Source organism: Ensifer sp. ENS03, from assembly GCF_014852035.1.
In the GTDB taxonomy this organism is placed as follows: Bacteria; Pseudomonadota; Alphaproteobacteria; order Rhizobiales; family Rhizobiaceae; genus Ensifer; species Ensifer adhaerens.
Genome location: NZ_JACVAV010000001.1, coordinates 711,153 through 732,651 on the forward strand (window position 1 = coordinate 711,153; position 21,499 = coordinate 732,651).

General features: G+C 63.7%; 18 protein-coding genes. 11 read left to right on the forward strand and 7 right to left on the reverse strand.

Going from position 1 to position 21,499, the window contains the following annotated elements:
- The first annotated feature begins 294 nt into the window (after window positions 1-294).
- The 4 genes from IB263_RS03500 to IB263_RS03515 all read left to right on the forward strand — a co-directional run bounded on the left by IB263_RS03500 (window position 295) and on the right by IB263_RS03515 (window position 5,067).
- Complete coding sequence (locus tag IB263_RS03500; RefSeq protein WP_192438003.1) at window positions 295-1,884, forward strand: Ppx/GppA phosphatase family protein; 1,590 nt, start codon at window positions 295-297, stop codon at window positions 1,882-1,884.
- A complete protein-coding gene (locus tag IB263_RS03505; protein WP_192437603.1) occupies window positions 1,881-2,618 on the forward strand; it encodes an RlmE family RNA methyltransferase in 738 nt (245 codons plus the stop codon). Before IB263_RS03500 ends, IB263_RS03505 begins: the two co-directional genes overlap by 4 nt.
- Before the next feature lies 1 nt (window position 2,619).
- Window positions 2,620-3,000 carry a VOC family protein gene (locus tag IB263_RS03510; RefSeq protein ID WP_060516467.1) on the forward strand — a complete coding sequence of 127 codons (381 nt, stop codon included), beginning with the start codon at window positions 2,620-2,622 and terminating at the stop codon, window positions 2,998-3,000.
- Between the two features lie 300 nt (window positions 3,001-3,300).
- Window positions 3,301-5,067 (forward strand): penicillin-binding protein 2, encoded by a 1,767-nt coding sequence (locus IB263_RS03515; protein ID WP_060516465.1) that lies wholly within the window; start codon window positions 3,301-3,303, stop codon window positions 5,065-5,067.
- 51 nt (window positions 5,068-5,118) lie between these two features.
- On the opposite strand, the gene IB263_RS03520 is transcribed toward IB263_RS03515, so the two are convergent.
- Window positions 5,119-6,528: a DHA2 family efflux MFS transporter permease subunit gene (locus IB263_RS03520; protein ID WP_034800899.1), complete on the reverse strand. Its 1,410-nt coding sequence runs from the start codon at window positions 6,526-6,528 to the stop codon at window positions 5,119-5,121.
- A 186-nt stretch (window positions 6,529-6,714) separates the two neighbouring features.
- On the opposite strand from IB263_RS03520, the gene IB263_RS03525 reads away from it, so the two are divergent.
- From IB263_RS03525 to IB263_RS03545, 5 genes are all read left to right on the forward strand, one after another.
- Window positions 6,715-7,701, forward strand: a complete 987-nt coding sequence (locus IB263_RS03525; RefSeq protein WP_246810950.1) for an MBL fold metallo-hydrolase — start codon at window positions 6,715-6,717, stop codon at window positions 7,699-7,701.
- A gap of 204 nt (window positions 7,702-7,905) precedes the next feature.
- Window positions 7,906-9,408, forward strand: a complete 1,503-nt coding sequence (guaB, locus tag IB263_RS03530; RefSeq protein ID WP_034800902.1) for an IMP dehydrogenase — start codon at window positions 7,906-7,908, stop codon at window positions 9,406-9,408.
- 83 nt (window positions 9,409-9,491) lie between these two features.
- Window positions 9,492-9,908, forward strand: coding sequence for an MAPEG family protein (locus tag IB263_RS03535; RefSeq protein ID WP_112975961.1), 417 nt, complete (start codon window positions 9,492-9,494; stop codon window positions 9,906-9,908).
- A gap of 142 nt (window positions 9,909-10,050) precedes the next feature.
- Window positions 10,051-11,079, forward strand: a complete 1,029-nt coding sequence (gene adhP / locus IB263_RS03540; protein WP_192437605.1) for an alcohol dehydrogenase AdhP — start codon at window positions 10,051-10,053, stop codon at window positions 11,077-11,079.
- A 149-nt stretch (window positions 11,080-11,228) separates the two neighbouring features.
- Window positions 11,229-12,104: a dienelactone hydrolase family protein gene (locus IB263_RS03545; RefSeq protein ID WP_034800909.1), complete on the forward strand. Its 876-nt coding sequence runs from the start codon at window positions 11,229-11,231 to the stop codon at window positions 12,102-12,104.
- Window positions 12,105-12,116: 12 nt separating this feature from the next.
- Here the strand turns inward: IB263_RS03545 and IB263_RS03550 are convergent, their stop codons facing one another.
- The gene (locus tag IB263_RS03550) at window positions 12,117-13,028 is read right to left on the reverse strand and encodes a hydrogen peroxide-inducible genes activator (protein WP_192437607.1); all 912 of its coding nucleotides are present in this window, start codon (window positions 13,026-13,028) and stop codon (window positions 12,117-12,119) included.
- A gap of 183 nt (window positions 13,029-13,211) precedes the next feature.
- Between IB263_RS03550 and katA the strand changes: the two genes are divergently transcribed.
- Window positions 13,212-14,696, forward strand: coding sequence for a catalase KatA (katA, locus tag IB263_RS03555; RefSeq protein WP_192437610.1), 1,485 nt, complete (start codon window positions 13,212-13,214; stop codon window positions 14,694-14,696).
- A gap of 91 nt (window positions 14,697-14,787) precedes the next feature.
- On the opposite strand, the gene IB263_RS03560 is transcribed toward katA, so the two are convergent.
- Window positions 14,788-15,738, reverse strand: coding sequence for a LysR substrate-binding domain-containing protein (locus IB263_RS03560; RefSeq protein WP_034800917.1), 951 nt, complete (start codon window positions 15,736-15,738; stop codon window positions 14,788-14,790).
- Between the two features lie 207 nt (window positions 15,739-15,945).
- On the opposite strand from IB263_RS03560, the gene IB263_RS03565 reads away from it, so the two are divergent.
- Complete coding sequence (locus tag IB263_RS03565; protein WP_192437612.1) at window positions 15,946-16,242, forward strand: DUF1127 domain-containing protein; 297 nt, start codon at window positions 15,946-15,948, stop codon at window positions 16,240-16,242.
- A 301-nt stretch (window positions 16,243-16,543) separates the two neighbouring features.
- Here the strand turns inward: IB263_RS03565 and IB263_RS03570 are convergent, their stop codons facing one another.
- The 4 genes from IB263_RS03570 to IB263_RS03585 form a co-directional block, all read right to left on the reverse strand.
- Window positions 16,544-17,374 (reverse strand): DUF937 domain-containing protein, encoded by an 831-nt coding sequence (locus tag IB263_RS03570; protein ID WP_090294898.1) that lies wholly within the window; start codon window positions 17,372-17,374, stop codon window positions 16,544-16,546.
- A 126-nt stretch (window positions 17,375-17,500) separates the two neighbouring features.
- On the reverse strand, window positions 17,501-18,874 hold the full coding sequence (locus IB263_RS03575; protein ID WP_034800925.1) for a glutamate--cysteine ligase: 1,374 nt from the start codon (window positions 18,872-18,874) through the stop codon (window positions 17,501-17,503).
- Window positions 18,875-19,117: 243 nt separating this feature from the next.
- Window positions 19,118-19,855, reverse strand: coding sequence for a 16S rRNA (uracil(1498)-N(3))-methyltransferase (locus tag IB263_RS03580; protein ID WP_112975958.1), 738 nt, complete (start codon window positions 19,853-19,855; stop codon window positions 19,118-19,120).
- A gap of 11 nt (window positions 19,856-19,866) precedes the next feature.
- Window positions 19,867-21,372 carry an inorganic phosphate transporter gene (locus IB263_RS03585; RefSeq protein ID WP_060584345.1) on the reverse strand — a complete coding sequence of 502 codons (1,506 nt, stop codon included), beginning with the start codon at window positions 21,370-21,372 and terminating at the stop codon, window positions 19,867-19,869.
- Window positions 21,373-21,499: the final 127 nt, after the last annotated feature.

The window sequence follows — 21,499 nt, forward strand, 5'->3', positions numbered from 1 at the left end:
GTCGGTGTGGTTGGCGGGCTTATAAACAAATCGGCGGCTGATGCAAATACCTTTTGCAAAAAAAATCGCGGCTGAAGTGAGATCGCAGCCATCGAGGGTGGCCGGAACAGGGACCCAGGTGCTCAACCCGGTGTGTTTGCTGGGTTCGGGCGCCCGACGCCTTTGTTGTGCACAAGCCGGTTCTCAAAAAAAGTTTGGCGAATGGGGGTTGCGCTGGTACAGTCGCGCCAACGAAAAATCGAGAGAGCGCCTTGAGCGGCCCTAAGGCCTTGCGCGGCGCCATGGTTGAAACAAGTGAAAGACCCCGATCACGGCGATAAGCCGTCCGAATCCGGGGCGTCGGCAGCAGGCCGCAGTGATGGATCGAAGCTCGGTCCGCGCAACGGCAAGGGCAAGCGTAAACGACGCAAGTCGTCTGCTTCGCCGTCTGCAATTGCCAGCCAGTCCGGCGCAGCCGGTTTGGCAGGGCGTCCCGCAGGAGAGAACGAAACGGAGCCGGCGCGCAAGCGCAAGCGGCGGCGTCGTTCGAAATCAGCAAAACAGCAGGCTCAGGCCGGATCCGCGTCGCAAAGCAGCGGCGTTCAGGTCGTCGATGCGTCGCTTGGCGAACGCAAGGGCCACAAGCGCAGCAAGAAGGCCAAGCACCGCCGCGGGCTCCAGGGGCGCCCGCTGACGAGCGGCGAGCGCCAGCCGGCGCAGCAGCGTGGCGCCGATGGCGGCGGCAATGCGCGGCAGACTTCTGCCGCCGGCGGCGGTCAGGCGGGCGCACAGCCGCGTTCGGGCAATCGCGGCGAACAACCGCGTGCACCCTATATCGCTGCTAGCGAACCGCCTGCGCCGCTCTATGCCGCACTTGATCTCGGCACCAACAATTGCCGTCTGTTGATCGCTCAGCCGACCCGTCCCGGCCAGTTCCGGGTGGTCGACGCCTTCTCGCGCATCGTCCGTCTCGGCGAAGGGCTCGGTGCCAGCGGCCGGCTGTCGGACGAGGCGATGGAGCGTGCCGTCGAGGCGCTGAAGATCTGCGCGTTGAAGCTCGGCGCCCGTACCATTCGCCGCAGCCGCCTGATTGCGACGGAGGCTGCCCGCGCGGCTGAAAACGGTGAAAGCTTCCTTGAGCGGGTTGCGAGCGAAACCGGTCTCGATCTCGAAATCATCAACCGCGAAACCGAGGCACGGCTTGCCGTTTCCGGCTGCTCGTCGCTGGTGGATCGCGAGACGCGCTCGGTCGTGCTCTTCGATATCGGCGGCGGCTCGTCCGAGATCGCCGTCATCCGCATCGGTGATTCGCGCTCGAACCGGCTCGCCAACCACATCACCCACTGGACCTCGCTGCCGGTCGGCGTCGTGACGCTTTCGGAGCGTCATGGCGGCCAGCATGTGACGCCGGCAAGTTTCGAGGCGATGGTGCAGGAAGTGGAAGGCATGCTTTCCCGCTTCGACAGCCCGCCTGTCGAAGCTCTGGCGAACGGCACGTCGGGCAGCGGTTTCCACCTGATCGGCACGTCAGGCACGGTGACGACGCTTGCCGGCGTGCATCTCGACTTGCCGCGCTATGATCGCCGCCGCGTCGATGGCCTGTGGCTGACGGACGACGAAGTCTCGGCCATGCAGGCGCGGCTTCTCTCCTGGGATTTCGACGCGCGCGCCGCCAATCCCTGCATCGGCCCTGATCGTGCCGATCTGGTGCTTGCCGGCTGCGCTATCCTCGAAGCGATCCGCCGGCGCTGGCCGTCGACCCGCATGCGGGTCGCCGATCGTGGCCTGCGCGAAGGCCTGCTCACCGATATGATGGCGGACGACGGCGCCTGGCGCCGCTCGCGGCCGCGCCGCCACCAGCGCGGTTCCAATGCCTCCGGCAGCCACGAAGGAAACAAACCATGACGAAACCCCCCGTCGGCGCCAACCGCAGCGGCCGCAAGCTTGGCCAGAAGGTCAAGAAGGGCAAGCTCAAGGCATCCTCCCGCCGCTGGATCGAGCGCCACATCAACGACCCCTATGTGCAGCGGGCGCAGCTCGAGGGCTACCGCGCCCGCGCGGCGTTCAAGCTCCTGGAGATCGATGAGAAGCACAAGATCCTGAGGGGCGCGCGCCGCATCATCGACTTGGGCGCTGCCCCCGGCAGCTGGTCGCAGATTGCCGCCAAGGTCACCAACTCCACCGATACCGATCCGCGCGTTGCGGCGATCGACTTCCTGGAGGTCGATCCCCTTCCGGGTGTGCGCATCCTTCAGATGGACTTTCTCGATCCGGAAGCGCCGGGCAAGCTGATGGAAGCGATCGGCGGAACACCTGATCTGGTGATCTCCGACATGGCGGCGCCGACGACCGGCCACCGCCAGACCGACCACCTGCGCACCATGCATCTGTGCGAGGTCGCGGCCTATTTCGCCGTCGACGTGCTGGCCAAGGGCGGGCACTTCCTGGCGAAGACCTTCCAGGGCGGCACCGAGCGCGAGCTGCTCAACATGCTCAAGCAGAATTTCCGTCAGGTCATCCATGTGAAGCCGGCCTCCTCGCGCGCCGAATCGGTCGAGATGTTCCTGCTTGCCAAGGATTTCAAGGGGCGCCAGCAGGCCGGCAGCGAAACGGAAACCGAAGACGAAGCGGCCAAATAACATGCTCCTTTACGTCACCGTCGGCAGCAACGATCTGACACGCGCCGGCGCGTTCTACGATGCGGTAATGCCGACCCTTGGCTACCGCCGGCAGCGCCAGGACGAGACCGAGATCGGCTATGGCGCTGAGGGCGATCGCATCCGCTTTTGGGTGGTGACGCCCTTCAACCGCGCGCCCGCCACCTATGGCAATGGCGTGAGCATCGCGCTTGCAGCTGAGACCCGCGCCGCCGTCGACGCTTTTCATGCCGCAGCCCTTGCCAATGGCGGCACGGACGAGGGTGCGCCGGGCCTACGCCCGTTTCACGCAAATTTTTATGGTGCCTGGGTTCGCGATCACGACGGCAACAAGATCGCCGCCGTCTGCGAGCGGCCGGAGTAACCTGCCGCTCGGGCGCCGAGTTTCCAACGATGTCCTGATGGCGAAAGCACGCAGGCGCCACGGCGCCAGGCCGGCTTGTGCCGATCGGCCGCACTCCTGATCGCCCTCCAAAACCCGGTCCCCCCCAAAGACGGCGCATCGTGGTTAATCGGCCATTAACCAGTTGAGTGCAACTCTGGTGTTACTATCTGGTCCATTAGGACCTCCTAAGGTTTTAAATTTCACCGAGCGCTGGCTGCCGATCGACGATTGGCGACGGGTCGAGCACGTGCCCGGTTGGCTGCATGTGGAAGTACCTGGATGTCGATGATTTCGCTTGCCGTTCGGCTCAGAAGCCGCGCGCATTTTTCCGTCAAGAGGAATGGTGCCGGCAAGCCGGGGGTGATCATCGGTACCAGCGCCGGCCGCAGGAACCAGGCGCGGCAGCGCGTGGGGATCCTGATCGCCGGCTTTGCCGTCGTCTTTCTCGTGGTCGGCGGGCGGCTGGTTCAATATGGCCTGTCGGCGCCGGCCGAAACCGCGTCGATCGGCGGCAGCGGCCATGTCATCGCCTCTCGCCCGGATATCGTCGACCGCAACGGCCATCTCTTGGCGACCGATCTCAACACGATGTCGCTCTATGCGGAGCCGCGCAAGATCGTCGACGCCGACGAGGTCGTCGAGAAGCTCGCGACCGTGATTCCCAATCTCGATTGGCGCGATACGCATCGCAAGCTCCAGTCCGGATCGGCATTCCAGTGGCTGCGACGCCAGCTCACGCCGAAGCAGCAGTCGGACATTCTGGCGCTCGGCATTCCCGGCATCGGCTTCCGCCCGGAAAAGCGCCGTTTCTATCCTGGCGGCGTCACCGCTTCGCACATCCTCGGTCACGTCAATGTCGATAACCAGGGGCTGGCCGGCATCGAGCGCTATCTCGACCAGCAGGGCTTTGCCGATCTGCGGGCCGCTGGCCTTACCAGCAACGCCTCGCTCGAGCCTGTGCGGCTGTCGATCGATCTGCGCGTCCAGAACATCGTGCGCGAAGTGGTCGCCAACGCGATGACCGACTATGAGGCCGAGGCGGCCGGCGCAGTGGTTCTCGATGCAGAGACCGGTGAGGTGCTCGCCATGGCCTCGGTACCCGACTACGATCCGAACGAACCCTCGCGAACCTTGCCTGGCGGCGGCATCGACAAGGAGTACGAAAAGGGCTGGTTCAACCGGATGAGCAACGCCACGTTCGAGATGGGCTCGACCTTCAAGAGCTTCACGCTGGCGATGGGCCTCGACGCGGGCAAGGTCAACCTGAACTCGGTCGTCGACGCGTCGCGGCCGATCCGCATGGGCGGCTTCACCATCAAGGACTTCAAGGGCAAGAACCGCCCGCTATCGATCCCGGAGGTCTTCCAGTACTCCTCCAACATCGGCACCGCGGCGGTTGCCGACATGGTTGGAATCGAAGGTCACCAGCAGTTCCTGACGAAGATGGGCCTCCTGTCCCGCATGCAAACCGAAATGCCGGGGGTCGCCATCCCGACCCAGCCGCGCACGTGGAAGAAGATCAATTCGGTGACAATCTCCTTCGGTCACGGCGTGGCGACCACGCCGTTGCAGACGGCCGTTGCTGCCGCGGCGCTGATGAATGGCGGACACCTGATCCCGCCGACCTTCCTGCCGCGCTCGCCGGAGGAAACGAAGTTCGTCTCGCAAAGGGTGATCAAGGAAACGACCAGCGCCGACATGCGCTTCCTCTACAACTGGAACGGCGTGAAGGGCTCCGGCAGGCGGGCGCAGGTGGAAGGCTTCCATGTGGGCGGCAAGACCGGCACGGCCGACAAGGTCATCAACGGCCGCTATGCCAAGGACATCAACTTCAACGCCTTCCTTGCGGCCTTCCCGATGGATAAGCCCAAATACATCGTGCTGTCGATCATCGACGCGCCGAAAACCGGAGAAAACGGCGGGCGGACGGCCGCGGCCAACGCCGCTCCGATGGTCAAGTCGATCATCGGTCGGTCTGCGCCGCTCCTTGGGGTGAAGCCCCGGTTTGGAGACCTGGGCGCCGAACAGTGGCTGGCCAACTACTAAGGCCGGCACCGTTGCTGGGAAGGCACCGTCGATCAGTCGGTGCCCAAGGGATCATTTCCCCGCAGCCGTCTCGACTTCGCGCGCCGGCAGCCGGTGTCCCGACACGGAGGAGCCGGCGTTCTTCGCCATGGTGAGGAACGGGATCGCCGCGATCAGGTTGGCGGCGGCGATGATCATGAAAGCGGTGTGGAAATCGTCGAGCTGCAACGGGCCGCCGCTGAGCTTCGTCTCGATTTCGAGGATCGCGCCGGCGACCGCAACGCCGAGCGCCAGGCTGATCTGTTGCAGCACCGCGCTCATCGAGGTCGCCTTGCTGGCATCCGCATCGTCGATATCGGCAAAAGACAGCGCGTTGACGCTGGTGAAGAAGAACGAGCGCGCAAAGCCGGCGATCAGGAGGATAGTGATCAGCACCAGATAGGGCGTCTCCGGCGTGAAGAAGCCGTTGGCGAAGGTGGTGATCGCCGCAATGATCGCAGCGATGATGAGCGTGGTACGGAAGCCGGCAAAGGCCAGAACGCGCCGCGCGTAGAACTTCGTGGTAATCGCGCCGACCGCGCCGATGAACGTGATGAGGCCGGACTGGAACGGATTGAGGCCGAACCCCACCTGCAGCATCAGCGGCATCAGGAAGGGAACGGCGCCGACCGAGATGCGGAAGATCGTGCCGCCGATCGAAGCGGCGCGAAAGGCGTTGTCGCGGAAGAGCTTCAGGTCGAGGACCGGGGCCGGATGACGCCGCGCATGGCGGATGTAGAGCAGGGCCGAAACAAGGCCGATCGCTACCGAGGCGATGCCGACAACGGGGGGCAGGGCAGGCAGGCTGATCACCGACAGGCCGAAGACGATGCCGGAGGCAGCAATCCCGCCGAGCAGGAAGCCCAGCACGTCGACCGGCGGCGGATCGAGCGGCTCCATCTTCGGCAGGTAGATGCCCGACAGGATGTAGCCGGCGATGCCCACGGGCACGTTGATCAGGAAGATCCAGTGCCAGGAGAAGTAGGTGGTGATGAAGCCACCGAGCGGCGGTCCGGCAAGCGGACCCACGAGCGCGGGGATCGTCAACAGTGCCATGGCCGACACCAGTTCGCTGCGCGGTGTCCCGCGAACCAGCACGAGGCGAGCGACCGGCGTCATCATCGCGCCGCCCATTCCCTGCAGGAACCGGGAGAAGACGAAGGCGGGCAGGCTGTTCGAAATGGCGCAGAAGATCGATCCGGCAATGAAGACCAGGATCGCCGCGCGAAAGATCCTCTTGGCGCCGAAGCGGTCGGCCATCCAGCCGCTCAAGGGGATGAAGATCGCCAGCGCCACCATGTAAGCGGTCAGCGCCAACTTCAGCGTGATCGGCCCGACGCCGATGTCGCGGGCGATTGCCGGCAGCGACGTGGAAATCACGGTCGAGTCCATCTGCTCCATGAAAAGAGCGACGGCAAGGATCATCGGGACGATACGGTTCATGAAACGATGCTTCGGACGGTCAGCGATAAGCAGAAGCTAATAATACCGGCCATGGCTTTTGTCGGGGCAAAACCGGTGATTGCGGATCAAAAGCCTGTGATCCCGACTGGCCTTTGCTGTCAAGACGCTAGTTCTGGCCGAGTTGCCGCCGATGGCAACGGATCCAACAGAAAGCGGAAACGAACCATGAGTGAAATGTCGATGAAGCGCAGGACCTTGATGGGAGCGGGAACGCTCGGCGTGCTCGCAGCGCCCTCGCTGATGACGGGCATTGCAGTCGCTCAGGAAAAATCGGAAAACACCGGCATGAAAGCCAGCCCTCCGACAAGAATGCTCAAGCTTGGCGCGTTCAAGATCGTTGTCGTCAATGACGGCACTCGCGTCAGCGACAAGCCGCACGAGACCTACGGCACCAACCAGCCGCAACAGGCGGTGGCCGAACTGCTGCAGCAGAACTTCCTGCCGACCGATGCGCTGCTCAACAGCTATTCGCCGGTTCTTGTCGATACCGGATCGGACCTCGTGCTCTTCGATACCGGCATGGGCGAGGGCGGTCGGGAGACCGGCGCTGGCCGCCTGCTCGACGGGATCCGCGCTGCCGGCTATTCGCCAGAGCAGGTCTCGGTTGTCGTGGTAACCCATATGCATGGCGATCACATCGGCGGCCTCATGGAGGCCGAAAAACCGGCCTTCGCCAATGCCCGCTATGTGATGGGCGAAGTCGAATACGCCTTCTGGAAAGATCCGGCGCGCGCCGGCACGCCAGCAGAAAACGGTCACAAGGCTGTGCTGGAAAAGGTCGTGCCGCTTGCGGAAAAGACCACCTTCATCGGCGACGGTGCCGCGGTCGTTCCGGGCATTTCGGCCATTGCCGCCTTCGGCCATTCGCCGGGGCACATGGTGTTCCGTCTCGATTCCGACGGCAAGGCGCTGATGCTGACGGCCGATACCGCCAACCACTATGTGTTGTCGCTGCAGCGGCCGGCCTGGGAAGTGCGCTTCGACATGGACAAGGCGAAGGCAGCAGAGACGCGCCGCCGGGTGTTCGACATGATCGCCAGCGAACGGCTGCCCTTTATCGGCTACCACATGCCGTTTCCTGCGGTCGGTTTCGTCGAGAAGCAGGGCGAGGGTTACCGTTTCGTGCCTGCAAGCTATCAGCTCGATATCTGATCGGTTGCCGCGCCTCTTCGCGCGAAATTGCTGCTCTGCAACAAATATCGGCCGACGGCGGGACATTTCCCGGCTTTGGCTATTTTCATCCTGACATATCCGTGTTACGAGCCCTCGCCAACTTCCAAGACACGCTTTGAAGTCGCCCGGTGGACAAATCGCAGCCCGTCCCCGGGGATTTTCGCTATTTGAAGGGAATTGGCCATGGCGCGCATCATCGAAACGGCAACTGGTCTGGAGGCTTTGACCTTCGACGACGTCCTGCTCCTGCCCGGGCATTCCGAAGTCATGCCGGGTCAGACCAACATCGCGACCACCATTGCCCAGGACATCGACCTGAACCTGCCGATCCTGTCGTCGGCCATGGACACGGTGACCGAAGGGCGTCTCGCAATCGCCATGGCGCAGGCCGGCGGCATCGGCGTCATCCACCGCAACCTGACGCCGGCCGAGCAGGCCGAAGAGGTTCGCCAGGTCAAAAAGTTCGAAAGCGGCATGGTCGTCAATCCGGTGACCATCGGTCCCGACGCCAAGCTCGCCGATGCGCTCGGCCTGATGAAGCAGCATGGCATTTCCGGCATCCCGGTCGTTGAAAACGGCGGTGCCGGTGGCCAGAAGCAGGGCCGCCTCGTCGGTATCCTCACCAACCGCGACGTTCGTTTCGCCTCTGATCCGAACCAGAAGATCCACGAACTCATGACCCATGAGAACCTGGTCACGGTCAAGGAAAGCGTCGACCAGCAGGAAGCCAAGCGCCTGCTGCACGCCCATCGCATCGAAAAGCTGCTCGTGGTCGACGGCGACGGCCGTTGCGTCGGTCTCATCACCGTCAAGGATATCGAGAAGGCACAGCTGAACCCGAACGCCTCCAAGGATGCGCAGGGCCGCCTTCGTGCCGCCGCCGCCATCTCGGTCGGCGATGACGGCTTTGAGCGCGCCGAGCGACTGATCGATGCCGGCGTCGACCTGATCGTCGTCGACACCGCCCATGGTCACTCGCAGCGCGTTCTCGACGCGGTCGCCCGCGTCAAGAAACTCTCGAACTCGGTTCGCATCATGGCCGGCAACGTCGCGACTGCCTCCGGCACCAAGGCGTTGATCGATGCCGGTGCGGATGCGGTCAAGGTCGGTATCGGCCCGGGCTCGATCTGCACCACGCGCATCGTCGCCGGTGTCGGCGTGCCGCAGCTCGCTGCGATCATGGGCGCCGTCGAAGCCGCCCAGGCGGCCGGCATTCCTGTCATCGCCGATGGCGGCATCAAGTTCTCTGGCGACCTTGCCAAAGCGATCGCTGCCGGTGCTTCGGCCGTCATGATCGGCTCGCTGCTTGCCGGCACCGATGAAAGCCCGGGCGAAGTGTTCCTCTACCAGGGCCGCTCCTTCAAGGCCTATCGCGGCATGGGCTCCGTTGGCGCCATGGCGCGCGGCTCGGCAGACCGCTACTTCCAGGCGGAAGTGCGCGACACGCTGAAGCTAGTCCCGGAAGGCATCGAAGGCCAGGTCCCCTACAAGGGTCCGGTCGCAGGCGTCCTGCACCAGCTCGCGGGCGGCCTCAAGGCCTCCATGGGTTATGTCGGCGGCCCGACGATCAAGGAATACCAGGAGCGCGCCCAGTTCGTGCGCATCTCCGGCGCAGGCCTGCGCGAAAGCCACGCCCATGACGTGACGATCACTCGCGAAAGCCCGAACTACCCGGGCGCGCACTGATTGCGATTGCATTCGAAGGGCGCCGCGCCATCGCGCGGCGCCCTTCGCTATTTCAGAGTAAGCGTGTTTGAGGGAGTAGCGTAATGACGGGTTTCGAGATTTTCTGGCCGATCGTGGCGCATGTCTTCCTCGTCTTCTGCCTCTATGCTCTTCTCTCCTTCCGCCGGATGGGCCTGGTGCGCGCCGGTAAGGCGAATGCCGGCCAGTTTCGCGAAAACCGTGACGAGCCGAGCGAAAGCCTGGTGGTGAAGAACAGCATCGCCAACCAGTTCGAGCTGCCGGTTCTCTTCTACCTCTGCTGCGTGCTGCTCTACATCACCGAGGCCGACAACATCGTCTCCCTCGCTCTTGCCTGGCTCTTCGTTGCCCTGCGCTATGTGCACGCCTTCGTGCATGTCACCAGCAATCGCCTCCGCTACCGGCGCCCGCTGTTCATGGGCGGCTGCGCAACGCTGTTTGCGATGTGGGTGTGGCTTGCCGTCTGGATGGCGATGAGCTGATCCGGATAGGCGCACCGCCATTCTGACGCAGATCTGAGACAGTCTGCGCCTTCATCTTCCCGTCTTGATGCGTATCAATTACCCGATGCCGCTTTTGCGCGTAGTCTCTCCGGCGTTGGGCAACAACGCATCGGAGGACGAGATGACCGCAACGATGAAAGCCGCCGTGGTGCGCGAATTCGGCAAGCCGCTGGTAATCGAGGATGTGCCGATACCGGAGCCGGGTCCCGGCCAGGTGCTGATCAAATACGAGGCGACGGGCGTCTGCCACACGGACCTGCACGCCGCCAACGGCGACTGGCCAGTCAAGCCGAAGCCGCCCTTCATCCCCGGACATGAAGGCGTCGGCTATGTCGCCAAGCTCGGCAGCGGCGTTGCGCGGCTGAAGGAAGGCGACCGCGTCGGCGTTCCGTGGCTGCACACCGCCTGCGGCGGCTGCACGCCTTGCCGCACCGGATGGGAAACGCTCTGCGGCAGCCAGCAGAACACCGGTTATTCCGTCAACGGCACGTTTGCGCAATACGGCCTCGCCGATCCTGACTTCGTCGGCCGCCTGCCGGCAAAGCTCGAATTCGGGCCCGCGGCCCCCATCCTTTGCGCCGGCGTCACCGTCTACAAGGGCTTGAAGGAAACCGAAGTGCGTCCGGGCGAATGGGCGCTGATCTCGGGCATCGGCGGACTCGGGCACATGGCGGTGCAATATGCCAAGGCCATGGGCATGCATGTCGCCGCCGTCGATATCTTCCCGGACAAGCTGGAGCTTGCCCGAAAACTCGGTGCCGACCTCGTCGTCGATGCGCGCGACAAGGATGCGGTCGAGCAGGTGCGAGATGCGACCGGGGGCGTGCATGGTGCCCTGGTGACGGCCGTCGCGCCCAAGGCGATGGAGCAGGCCTTCAACATGCTCCGCTGCAAGGGAACCATGGCGCTGGTCGGCCTGCCGCCCGGCCAGATGTGCCTGCCAATCTTCGATACGGTTCTGAAGCGCATCACCATCCGCGGCTCGATCGTCGGGACGCGGCAGGATCTGGAGGAATCGCTCGAGTTCGCCGGTGAAGGCAAGGTCGCCTCGCACTTCACCTGGGACAAGATCGAGAACATCAACGCCATCTTCAAGCGCATGGAGGAAGGCAAGATCGACGGTCGCATCGTGCTCGACCTCAACGGCTGATCGGTGTGCGTGGGACCCTCGACCTGTGAGGGCGAAAGGAAACACGCGGCAGTAACGCAAGTTTGTATGTTCCAGACCGCCCGCCGACCTATTCTGTCGCGGGCGGTTCTGTCTGCCGCCGCGGGAGATAAGAACCGAAGGAGGCTGGCATGCAGGAACCGAAAATCACGCAGGCGATGATCGACGCCTACGACGAGTACACGCATCTGACCCTCGATCGCCGTCGCTTCATGGAAAAGCTCACCGGTCTCGCCGGTTCCGCGGCTGCGGCCGCGGCGATCGCGCCGCTGCTGGCGGCCAATGGTGCCAAGGCGGAGATCGTGGCTGCAAACGACACCCGCGTGACCGGCGAGGACATCACCTATCCCGGCGCTGCCGGCGATATGAAAGGCTATCTCGTTCGTCCGGCAGAGGTGAGCGGCAAGCTGCCGGCGGTCATCGTCATCCATGAGAACCGCGGGCTGAACCCGCATATCCGCGACGTCGCGCGGCGCATGGCGCTCGAAGGCTTCCTGGCGCTGGCGCCGGATTTCCTGTCGCCTGCGGGCGGCACGCCGACGGACGAGGACAAGGCGCGCGAGATGATCGGTGCGCTCGATGCGGCGGCAACGACCGCGAATGCGGCGGCGACCGTGGCGTTTCTGGAAGGACACGCGCAATCGACCGGCAAGGTCGGCGCCATCGGCTTCTGCTGGGGCGGCGGTCTCGTCAACCGGCTCGCGGTCGGATCCCCGGATCTGAAGGCTGGCGTCGCCTATTATGGCGCGCAGCCCAAGGCCGAGGACGTGCCGAAGATCAAGGCGGCGCTGCTGCTGCACTATGCAGGCCTCGACGAACGCATCAATGCCGGCATCGACGCCTACCAGAAGGCGCTGAAAGACAACGGCAAGGACGCGACGATCTATGTCTATGATGGCGTCAACCACGCCTTCAACAACGACACCTCGGCCGCGCGGTATGACAAGGCCGCGGCCGATCTCGCCTGGAGCCGGACGGTCGAGTTCCTGAAGGCCAAGCTCGCCTGAGCGCTGCTACGCTCAGGCCGCTGCCGCCTGGAGAATATCGTCGGCGCAGCCGCTGATCGCCGATGCGAGCGCTTCCATGTCGCGCTCGCGCGGGCTGCTGCGCCGCCAGATAAGCCCGATCTCGCGCGCCGGTTCAGGCGCGGCGAAGGGTACGATGCGGATGGAGTTGCGCGCCGCCTCGGTCGCGATCGCGATCTCGGGGATGAGCGTCATGCCCATGCCGTTGGCGACCATCTGCAGGAGCGTCGTCATCGAGGTCGCGCCGAACGAGACGAGACGGCGCTTGCCGGCCGTGCTGCAGACGGCGAGCGCCTGATCGCGCAGGCAATGACCTTCTTCGAGCAGGAGCAACTGTTCGACATCCACCTGGTCTTCAGTCAGCGGCGACATCAGGATGTTTCGCTCGTCGTCCGCCATTGCCATGTAGAAGCGGTCGGAAAAGAGCGGCTTCGTCGAAAGTCCGTCGGCCTCGATCGGCAAGGCGGCGACGACGGCGTCGAGCAGGCCCTCGCCGAGATCGGCGACCAGTCTTGATGTCACCGATTCCTTCAGTTCGATCTCGATTGCCGGGTAGACCTGGCGCAGGTGCGGCACCAGCCGCGGCACGAGATAGGGGGCAAGCGTCGGGATGACGCCGATGCGGATCCGCCCTTCGAGCGTGCCGGAACTGGCGCGCGCGCTCAACTCCAGCTGATCCACCTCAGAGAGGATGGCGCGGGTACGGACCAAAACCTCTTCGCCCTTGCGGGTCAAGAGAACGCCGCTGCGGCTGCGCTCCACCAGCTTCACGCCCAAGTGGTTCTCCATTTCCATGATCTGGGCGGAGAGCGCCGGCTGGCTGACATGGACGAGTTCGGCCGCCTTGCCGAAGTGGCGAGCGGAGGCGAGCGCATCGAAATAGCGCATCTGTCTGAGTGTAAGCATGATAGGAAAATCTTATCGATTTTTTATTTTTATGCAATTGGAGATTATCGAAGCGCCGTGGGAAAACCCTCTTGCCAGAGCGTTCGGGCTTTGATCGCCGCGCAGTTTGCGGCCGGCAGTCGCCACGGCTGCCGTCGGTCCTGTGCGACCACCCGGACGCGAAACCTTTGACAGGAGGACGCGATGTCTGATCGACCCATATTGACGACGAGTGCCGGAGCCCCGGTGCCGGACAACCAGAATTCGCTGACGGCCGGCCTGCGCGGCGGCGTCATGATGCAGGACTATCAGCTTATCGAGAAGCTGTCGCATCAAAACCGCGAGCGCATTCCCGAGCGCGCCGTACACGCCAAGGGTTGGGGCGCCTATGGCACGCTGAAGATCACCGGCGACATCTCGAAATACACCAAGGCCAAGGTTTTGCAGCCCGGCGCCGAGACGCCGATGCTGGCGCGGTTCTCGACTGTTGCCGGTGAACTGGGTGCTGCCGACGCCGAACGCGACGTGCGCGGCTTCGCGCTGAAATTCTATACGCCCGAGGGCAATTGGGACCTCGTCGGCAACAACACGCCGATCTTCTTCGTTCGCGACGCTTACAAGTTCCCGGACTTCATCCACACCCAGAAGCGCCACCCGAAGACCAACCTGCGTTCGGCGACCGCGATGTGGGATTTCTGGTCGCTGTCGCCGGAAAGCCTGCATCAGGTCACGATCCTGATGTCCGATCGCGGATGTCCGGTGTCGCCGCTGCACATGAACGGCTACGGCTCGCACACCTTCTCGTTCTGGAACGACGCCGGCGAGCGCTATTGGGTCAAGTTCCACTTCAAGACCCAGCACGGCCACAAGCACTACACCAACGCCGAGGCGGCAGACGTGATCGGCCGGACGCGCGAAAGCTACCAGGAAGCGCTCTATGGCGCGATCGAAGAGGGCAACTATCCGCGTTGGACGCTGCAGGTGCAGATCATGCCCGAGCTCGAAGCCGAGAAGACGGCCTATGATCCCTTCGACGTCACCAAGGTCTGGCCGCATGCAGACTATCCGCCGATCGAGGTCGGCGTGCTGGAGCTCAATCGCAACCCGGAGAACTATTTCGCCGAGGTCGAGAACGCCGCCTTCTCGCCGTCCAACATCGTGCCCGGCATCGGCTTTTCGCCGGACAAGATGCTGCAGGCCCGGTTGTTCTCCTATGCCGACGCTCACCGCTACCGGCTCGGAACGCATTACGAGCACATTCCGGTCAACCGGCCGAAATGCCCGGTGCATCACTATCACCGCGATGGCCAGATGAACACGTTCGGCGGCATTCAGACCGGCAATCCGAGTGCCTATTACGAGCCGAATTCGTTCAACGGCCCGGTCGAGCAGCCCTCCGCGATGGAACCGCCGCTACGCATCAGCGGCGACATGGCCCGCTACGACCACCGCGAAGGCAACGACGACTACGTCCAGCCGCGTGCACTCTTCAACCTCTTCGATGCCGGCCAGAAGGCGCGCCTGTTCTCCAACATCGCCGCGGCGATGGGCGGCGTGCCGGGGCCGATCGTCGAGCGCCAGCTTGCGCACTTCAAGCGCGTCCACCCGGACTATGAGGCCGGTGTGCGCGCCGCCCTTCACGCGGCCCACGGCTACGAAGCCGACGCCGTCGGCGCGGCAGCCGAATAGACTGGTATCGAGTTCGGCCGCGTGCTGATCTCTGGACAAAAAAAGGCCACGCACCGGCTTGGTGCGTGGCCTTTTCCGCTTTCTGCAGCTCTTACCAGCCCGGCAGCATATGGCTCTGCCGGAGGCGCGGATAACGCGGGAAGCCCTTGATGTCGGCCTCGAGGTCGTCGTTGGCGCTGATCGGCGTGATGTTGTCGAGGCAGGCGGTGATGTGGTTGCTGATCGCGTTCGAAAGCGAGGGCGAAAGGCCCGGACGCTTCATGATGCCGATCTGCACCGGCGCCAAGGCCGGGAAGCCGTCCGCAAGCGTCAGCACCTTCATGCCGGGACGAAGCGCCGATTCCGGCAGGACAGAGACGGCCATGCCGGCCAGCACCGCGGCGGCGACGACCGTCGACGACCAGCTGGTGAACAGGATCTGGTACTCCCGACCCGTCGCATCGAGTGCGGCGCAGGCCGCCTGGCGCCACAGACAGTCGCGCCGGCCGACAGCAAGCGGGATCGGTGCGTTCTCGGGCAGCGGGTGGTTGATCGAGCTCACCCAGCAGAGCGGTTCGGTCCGCACCACGTCCGACGCGCGGGCACGCGGATTGTGCGTGACGAGCGCGATGTCGAGGTCGCCCTTGGCCATCTTCTCGGCGAGGTCCACGGAGGGCTCGCAGATGATGTAAAGCTCGACATTCGGATGCGTCTTGGCAAAACGCATGATGATCTCGGGCATGTAGCGGTCGGCGTAATCGTCTGGCGTGCCGATCCGGAGCGTGCCTTCGAGGCGATTGTCGTCGAAGGAAGCGATCGCCTCGTTGTTGAGGCGGATCATCCGGCGCGCGAAATTGAGCAGCCGGTCGCCTTCGACCGTGAGCCGGTTGCCGCGGCCGTCCTTCATGAACAGCGCCTTGCCGATGCGCTCTTCCAGGCGGCGCATCTGCATGGAAACGGCGGATTGGGTCTTGAAGACCCGGTCGGCCGCCTTGGTGAAGCTGCCCGTATCGGCGATCGCGACAAAGGTCTGGAGCTGATCGATATCAAGGGGTGCGGACATGGCCGTGATGCATCCATAAGATTGTTTGATGAATATCATTAAAAACATTCGTTGGACTGATCAATAAGGATTTGCGATCTATCGGAAGCAAATTCATCGATCCCCGGCCGGCAATTTCGCCGGCGAATCCCAAACTCTTTGGCCCGCCCCTGCGTTTGATCTCCCCGCAGAGGATGGGCCTCTTCGTGCCTGAAAGGAGAAATTGTCATGCGCACGACACAGCACGCCCTCGATCTCGACCTCGTTGCCGGAACGCAGTCCTATGCCTCCCGCGCCGTCGGCGTGACAGGCATGCTAACGTCCGTATGGCAGCTCCTCCGAAATCGCTATGCGATCGGCCGTCTGAACGACCTGGATGACCGCCAGCTCCTCGACATGGGGCTGAAACGCGAAGATGTGCGCGAGGCGATTACCTCGCCCTTCTTCGACAATCCGGCGAGTTACCTGACACGCGCGTCGCGAAACCGGGCGAGCCTCTTCTACAAAGGGACCCGCCACGACTGATCGTCCCCAATGGCGCATCCCGCCGCTTGAGATGTGCCAGTCGAGCATGATCCGCGAAAGCCTGCCGCCGCCGCGGGTCATGCTGCGAAATTCGGTGCCGCTGACCTCAACGGTCGCGCGCCCAAACGTTCCCCGCAGGGTAGAGCCAATAGACCCTGCCGCTTGGCCCGGTGCATGACCAAGACATGCACCGGGCCTTTTTCTTTCCGAAGCTGTTCGAAACAACGCGCTGACGCCCGCACTTGCAGGCGATCGCAGCGTCCGATGGAGGCGCGGGGTGTGCTGACAGGGAGGCTTGGCCTCAGCTCTTCGTGCCGGGGCCGGTCTTGTAAAGGTCGAACAGCGCCTCGACGTTCTTCTGGTATTCTTTCTGCATCTCCAGCCCGGTGTCGAACATGCTGTTCATGACCTGGGAGAATTGAGCCAGCGCCGGATTGTCGGGTGCCGGCTTCTGCGCGCCGGCGGCACCCGCCTGCATCATGTCCTGAAACGCCTTGACGAAGGGGTTGTCGGCAAAGACGTCGGCTGTCTTCGGCTTCTCTTCCTTCTTCGGGGCCATGCCGAAGAAGCCCTGCATCGCCTGGGTGAAGGGGTTGTCGAACGGGTTCGGCTGCGGTTCCGGCTTCTTGGCGAAACCGGCCGCTTCCATCCATTGCCGCATCGCGGTCGCCATCGGGTTGTTGGCAAAGGCATCGCTTGCGGCGGCAAATTGCCCGGTTGTCTGCTTGAACAGCCCGCCCATCAGCGTATCGGCCATCACGGGCAGCATCTGCTTGTAGATCTCCTGGCTGACGCCGGTGACCTGGGCCGCCTGCGCGGCGATCGCGCGCGACATTTCCTTCGAGCCGAACAGTTGCCCGAGAACGCCGTTGCCGTCGGCCATGCCCTGCGGCGTGAAGGCCTGGCTCATGTCTTCGAAGTATTTGGCGTAGTTGCCGCTGCCGAGCGCCGTCAGCAAGGCGCCGAAGTCGTAGGGGTTGGCAGTGTTGCGCTTGAAGGCCGCCGAGAAGGCCGGCAGCAGCGCCGCCGTCGCCTTCGTCATCTGCTCCTGGGCGATGCCGAACTGTTGCGCCATCAGCTCGATGGCCTTGCCGTTCTGCGCCTGCGCGAACATGTCGAAAAGCGGTGCCATCCCAGTTCCCCTTTATGGACGCGCGGCGCTCTAAGCGACGCATATCCTTGCACTATAACGGGAAATCAGGGACTGGGAACCGCTTTTTGAGAGGGCCGCGACGAGCGCTGCGCCCCTGTCCGGGCCTTAATACTGGTACTCGGCAAAGACCGGGTCTACGGAGCCGTTCCAGCGGCCATTGTAGAGCGCCAAAAGGTCTTCCGCGAGCGTTGCCTTCTTGGCCAGCACCTCGTCGAGCGGCGCCAGGAACTGGCTTTCGTCGATACCATCGCCGTTCAGCCTGTTGCGGCGCTTCAGACCGCCGCGCGAAATGGAGATGACCTCGCGGGCAACGTCGTAAAGCGTGCCGGTGCGGAACTTGGCGGCAAGCGCCTGAGCCGGCACGGCGTTGCGCATGGCGCTCACCTCTTCGAAGGTCCAGTCGCGCGTCAGTGCTTCGGCGGCGTCGAGCGCCTCGCGGTCGTAGAGCAGGCCGACCCAGAAGGCCGGCAGCGCGCAGATCCGCCGCCACGGGCCGCCATCGGCGCCGCGCATTTCGAGGAAGCGCTTCAGGCGCACGTCGGGGAACAGCGTCGAGAGATGGTTGGTCCAGTCGCCCATGTTCGGCTGCCAGTCGGCGACCTCGCCCTTGAGTGCGCCGCCCATGAACTGGCGGAAGGTGATGTGGGTGCAATCGTGGTAGTGGCCGTCGCGCACGACGAAGTACATCGGCACGTCGAGCGCCCACTCCACGTAGTCGGCAAAACCGAAATCGGGACGGAAGGCGGACGGCAGCAGGCCGGCGCGCTGGTTGTCGGTGTCGCGCCAGATGTCGCCGCGCCAGGAGAGAAGCCCGTTCGGCTTGCCGTCGGTAAAGGGCGAGCTTGCAAACAGCGCGGTCGAGAGTGGCTGCAGCTTCAAGGACACCTGCATCTTGCGGCGCATGTCCTCTTCCGAGGAGAAGTCCAGGTTCACCTGGATCGTGCAGGTGCGATACATCATGTCGAGGCCCTGGGTGCCGACCTTCGGCATGTAGCGGCTCATGATGCCGTAGCGCGATTTCGGCATGCGCGGGGTCTCATCAAAGGTCCACTTGGGGCTGCCGCCGATGCCGAGGAAGCGGATGCCCAGCGGCTCGGCGACTTCGCGCAGCACCGCCAGATGCTGGTTCGATTCCTTGCAGGTCTGGTGCAGGTTTTCGAGCGGCGCGCCGGAAAGTTCGAACTGTCCACCCGGTTCCAGCGAGATCGCGCCATTGCCCGACTGTTCGGCAAGGCCGATGATGTTGCCTTCGTCGATGATCGGTTCCCAGCCGCTTTTCGCCGCCATGCCGTTCAGAAGCGCCTGGATGCTGGCCTCGCCGAAATAGGGGACGGGGCTGTTGTCCGCCTTAAAGAAGGCGAACTTTTCGTGCTCCGTGCCGATCCGGAACCGCTCCTCCGGTTTCGAACCTTCTGCCAGGTAGGCGGTCAGGTCAGCGACAGAGGTTACCGGCGTCTGGTCGGTGGTATCTCGGGCCATGAGCGTCTTCTTTTGTTTGGGCGGCTCCCGCAGGTTAGCGGGAGTTGATGGAGGCTGCTTGAACCGTAATCAGGTGCGGTGCAAGTCAATTTCTTTCAAGATCTCATCAAAAAAAGTAGGACATTTGCTTGCTCTGGAGCAAGCACCGCGGAAATGGGTACTGGTGACCCAATCCTGCCTTGCCGGAGAGATCGTCCCCTTCTAGGGGAGCGAGCGGTGTCCGATTTGCCCGGGAACGACCGGCTATCGCCAGTCGCCGACAGTTGCCTGGATGACCGCCATGGCGGCGACGGCTGCCGTGTCTGCCCTGAGGATGCGGGGCCCGAGCGGAATGGCGGTGACGAAATCGAGGCTGTGCAGCAGCGTGCGCTCGGCTTCCGAGAAGCCGCCTTCCGGGCCGATCAACAGCGCGAGCTTCTTTTCCTCGATGCCGGCGAGGATCGGCAACGGATTCTGGCTGTCGCTGCCTTCGTCGCAGAAAATGATGCGCCGGTCGCTCTGCCAGGTGGCAAGCAGGTCTTCGAGCCGGCGTGGTTCCTCGACATCGGGAATGCCGAGTACGCCGCATTGTTCGGCCGCCTCGATGACGTTGGCGCGAACCCGCTCGATGTTGCCAAGCTTGCCCTGCACATGTTGCGTCATGACCGGCTGCAAAGTGCCGGCGCCCATTTCGACGGCCTTCTGCACGAGATAGTCGAGCCGTCCGACCTTGAGCGGGGCAAAGAGATACACGAGATCGCAAGGCGCCGGCTGGGGGCGCGTCTGCTCGACGGGCGTCAGCACCAAGCGCTTCTTGCTGGCGAAGGAAAGCTCGGCCCGCCACTCGCCGTCGCGGCCGTTGAAGACGAGGATCGAGGCGCCTTCTTCGTAACGCAGCACGTTCACCAGGTAGTTGAACTGTTCCTTGGACGCCTCGTGCGCCGAGCCGGCACTCAAGGGGTGTTCGACGAACAGTCGCTGCATGCGAAAATTGGCGCGCATTGAGGAGGCCTTCAGGTGAAAATGCCGGAGAGGATGAAATAAAGTACGGCCGACAGGGCGGCAGAGGCCGGGACGGTGATAACCCAGGCGCCGATAATGGTGAGGAAATGCGAGCGACGGACCAGATGCCGGCGCCGCACCTCGGCAAAGTTGGTTTCCGCCGATTCCATGAAATCCGCCTGTCCCGTTTTTTGCCGGACATATTCGAGCCGCCGCTTGGAATTGCGGATGTACCATTCGCGGAAGAAGCCGACGCCGAAGACGGCGCCGACGGCCGTGTGCGTCGAGCTGATGGGCAGGCCGAGCGCCGATGCCAGCAGCACGGTGACCGCGGTGGCCAGTGCCACACAGAAAGCGCGCATCGGATTGAGCTTGGTGATCTCCTGGCCGACGACTCGGATGAGCTTCGGGCCGTAAAGCAACAGACCGATCGAAATGCCGAGCGCGCCGATCGCAAGTTCCCACAGGGGCGCCGGTGATTTGTCCGTCGTGATGACGCCGTCGAGCGCCGAGACGATCGCGGCCAAAGGACCGATGGCGTTGGAGACGTCGTTGGCGCCGTGAGCGAAGGAAAGCAGTGCCGCCGCTACGATCAAAGGGAGGCGGAAGAGTCGGCGCAGCGACTGGTTGCGGTTTTCGAGCCCTTCCGATTGGCTGGCGATCCAGGGCTTTGCCTGCAGATAGACCGCAAAACCAGCGACGCCGCCGGCAGCAAGACCCACGGGCATGGTGATCGCGGCCACCTGAACCAGTGCGATCACCGCGAGATAGGCCATGAAGCAGCCGGCGGTGACGCCAAGGATGACCGGCATCCATCGCCTGGCCGCGGCGATCTTGTCCTCGCGGTAGATGATGAATTCCTTGAGGAAAGCGAGGAGGGCTGCGGCGATGGCGCCGCCGAGTAGCGGCGAGACCGACCAACTGAGCGTGATGCCGGCGAGCGACCACCATTGCACGCTCGAGAAGCCGGCCGCCGCGATGCCGGCGCCGACGATGCCGCCGATGATCGAGTGCGTGGTCGAGACCGGTGCCCCGGAATAGGTGGCGATGTTGATCCAGGCCGCCGCGGAAGCGAGTGCCGACATCATGATCCAGACGATTGCCTGTGGTCCAAGCACGTCTTCGCCATAGACGATGCCCGCCTCGATCGTCAGCGCGACCTGCCGGCCGGCAAGCAGCGCCCCGGCGATCTCGAATATCGCGGCGATGGTGAGCGCCGTCGCCATCGACATCGCCTTGGCGCCGACTGCGGCGCCAACGTTGTTGGTCACGTCGTTCGCGCCGATGTTCATGGCCATGTAGCCGGCAATGGCAGCAGCCGCGATGATGATCGGCGCGCTGGCGGAGCTCGTCACGAAGCTCGCGGCGAAGGCCATGCTCAAGAGCAGGAACAGCCCGGCGAGCGCAGGTGCCGCAAGGCTGCGCTTGACATGTTGCGACGCCTCTTCGGCAAGGCTGAGCTTGTCGAGGTCTTTGTCGATCGTTTGTTTTGCGAGGCGTATGCGCGGCTGTGCCACTACCTGGAACTCCATTGTCACGACGGCCACTAAGGCCACAGCGACACGCATTCAAGTGGATTTGATGGACATCCGTATGGCGCAGGCCGGGAACCCGCGTCTGGCGGCGTCGAATGCTCTTGGAATG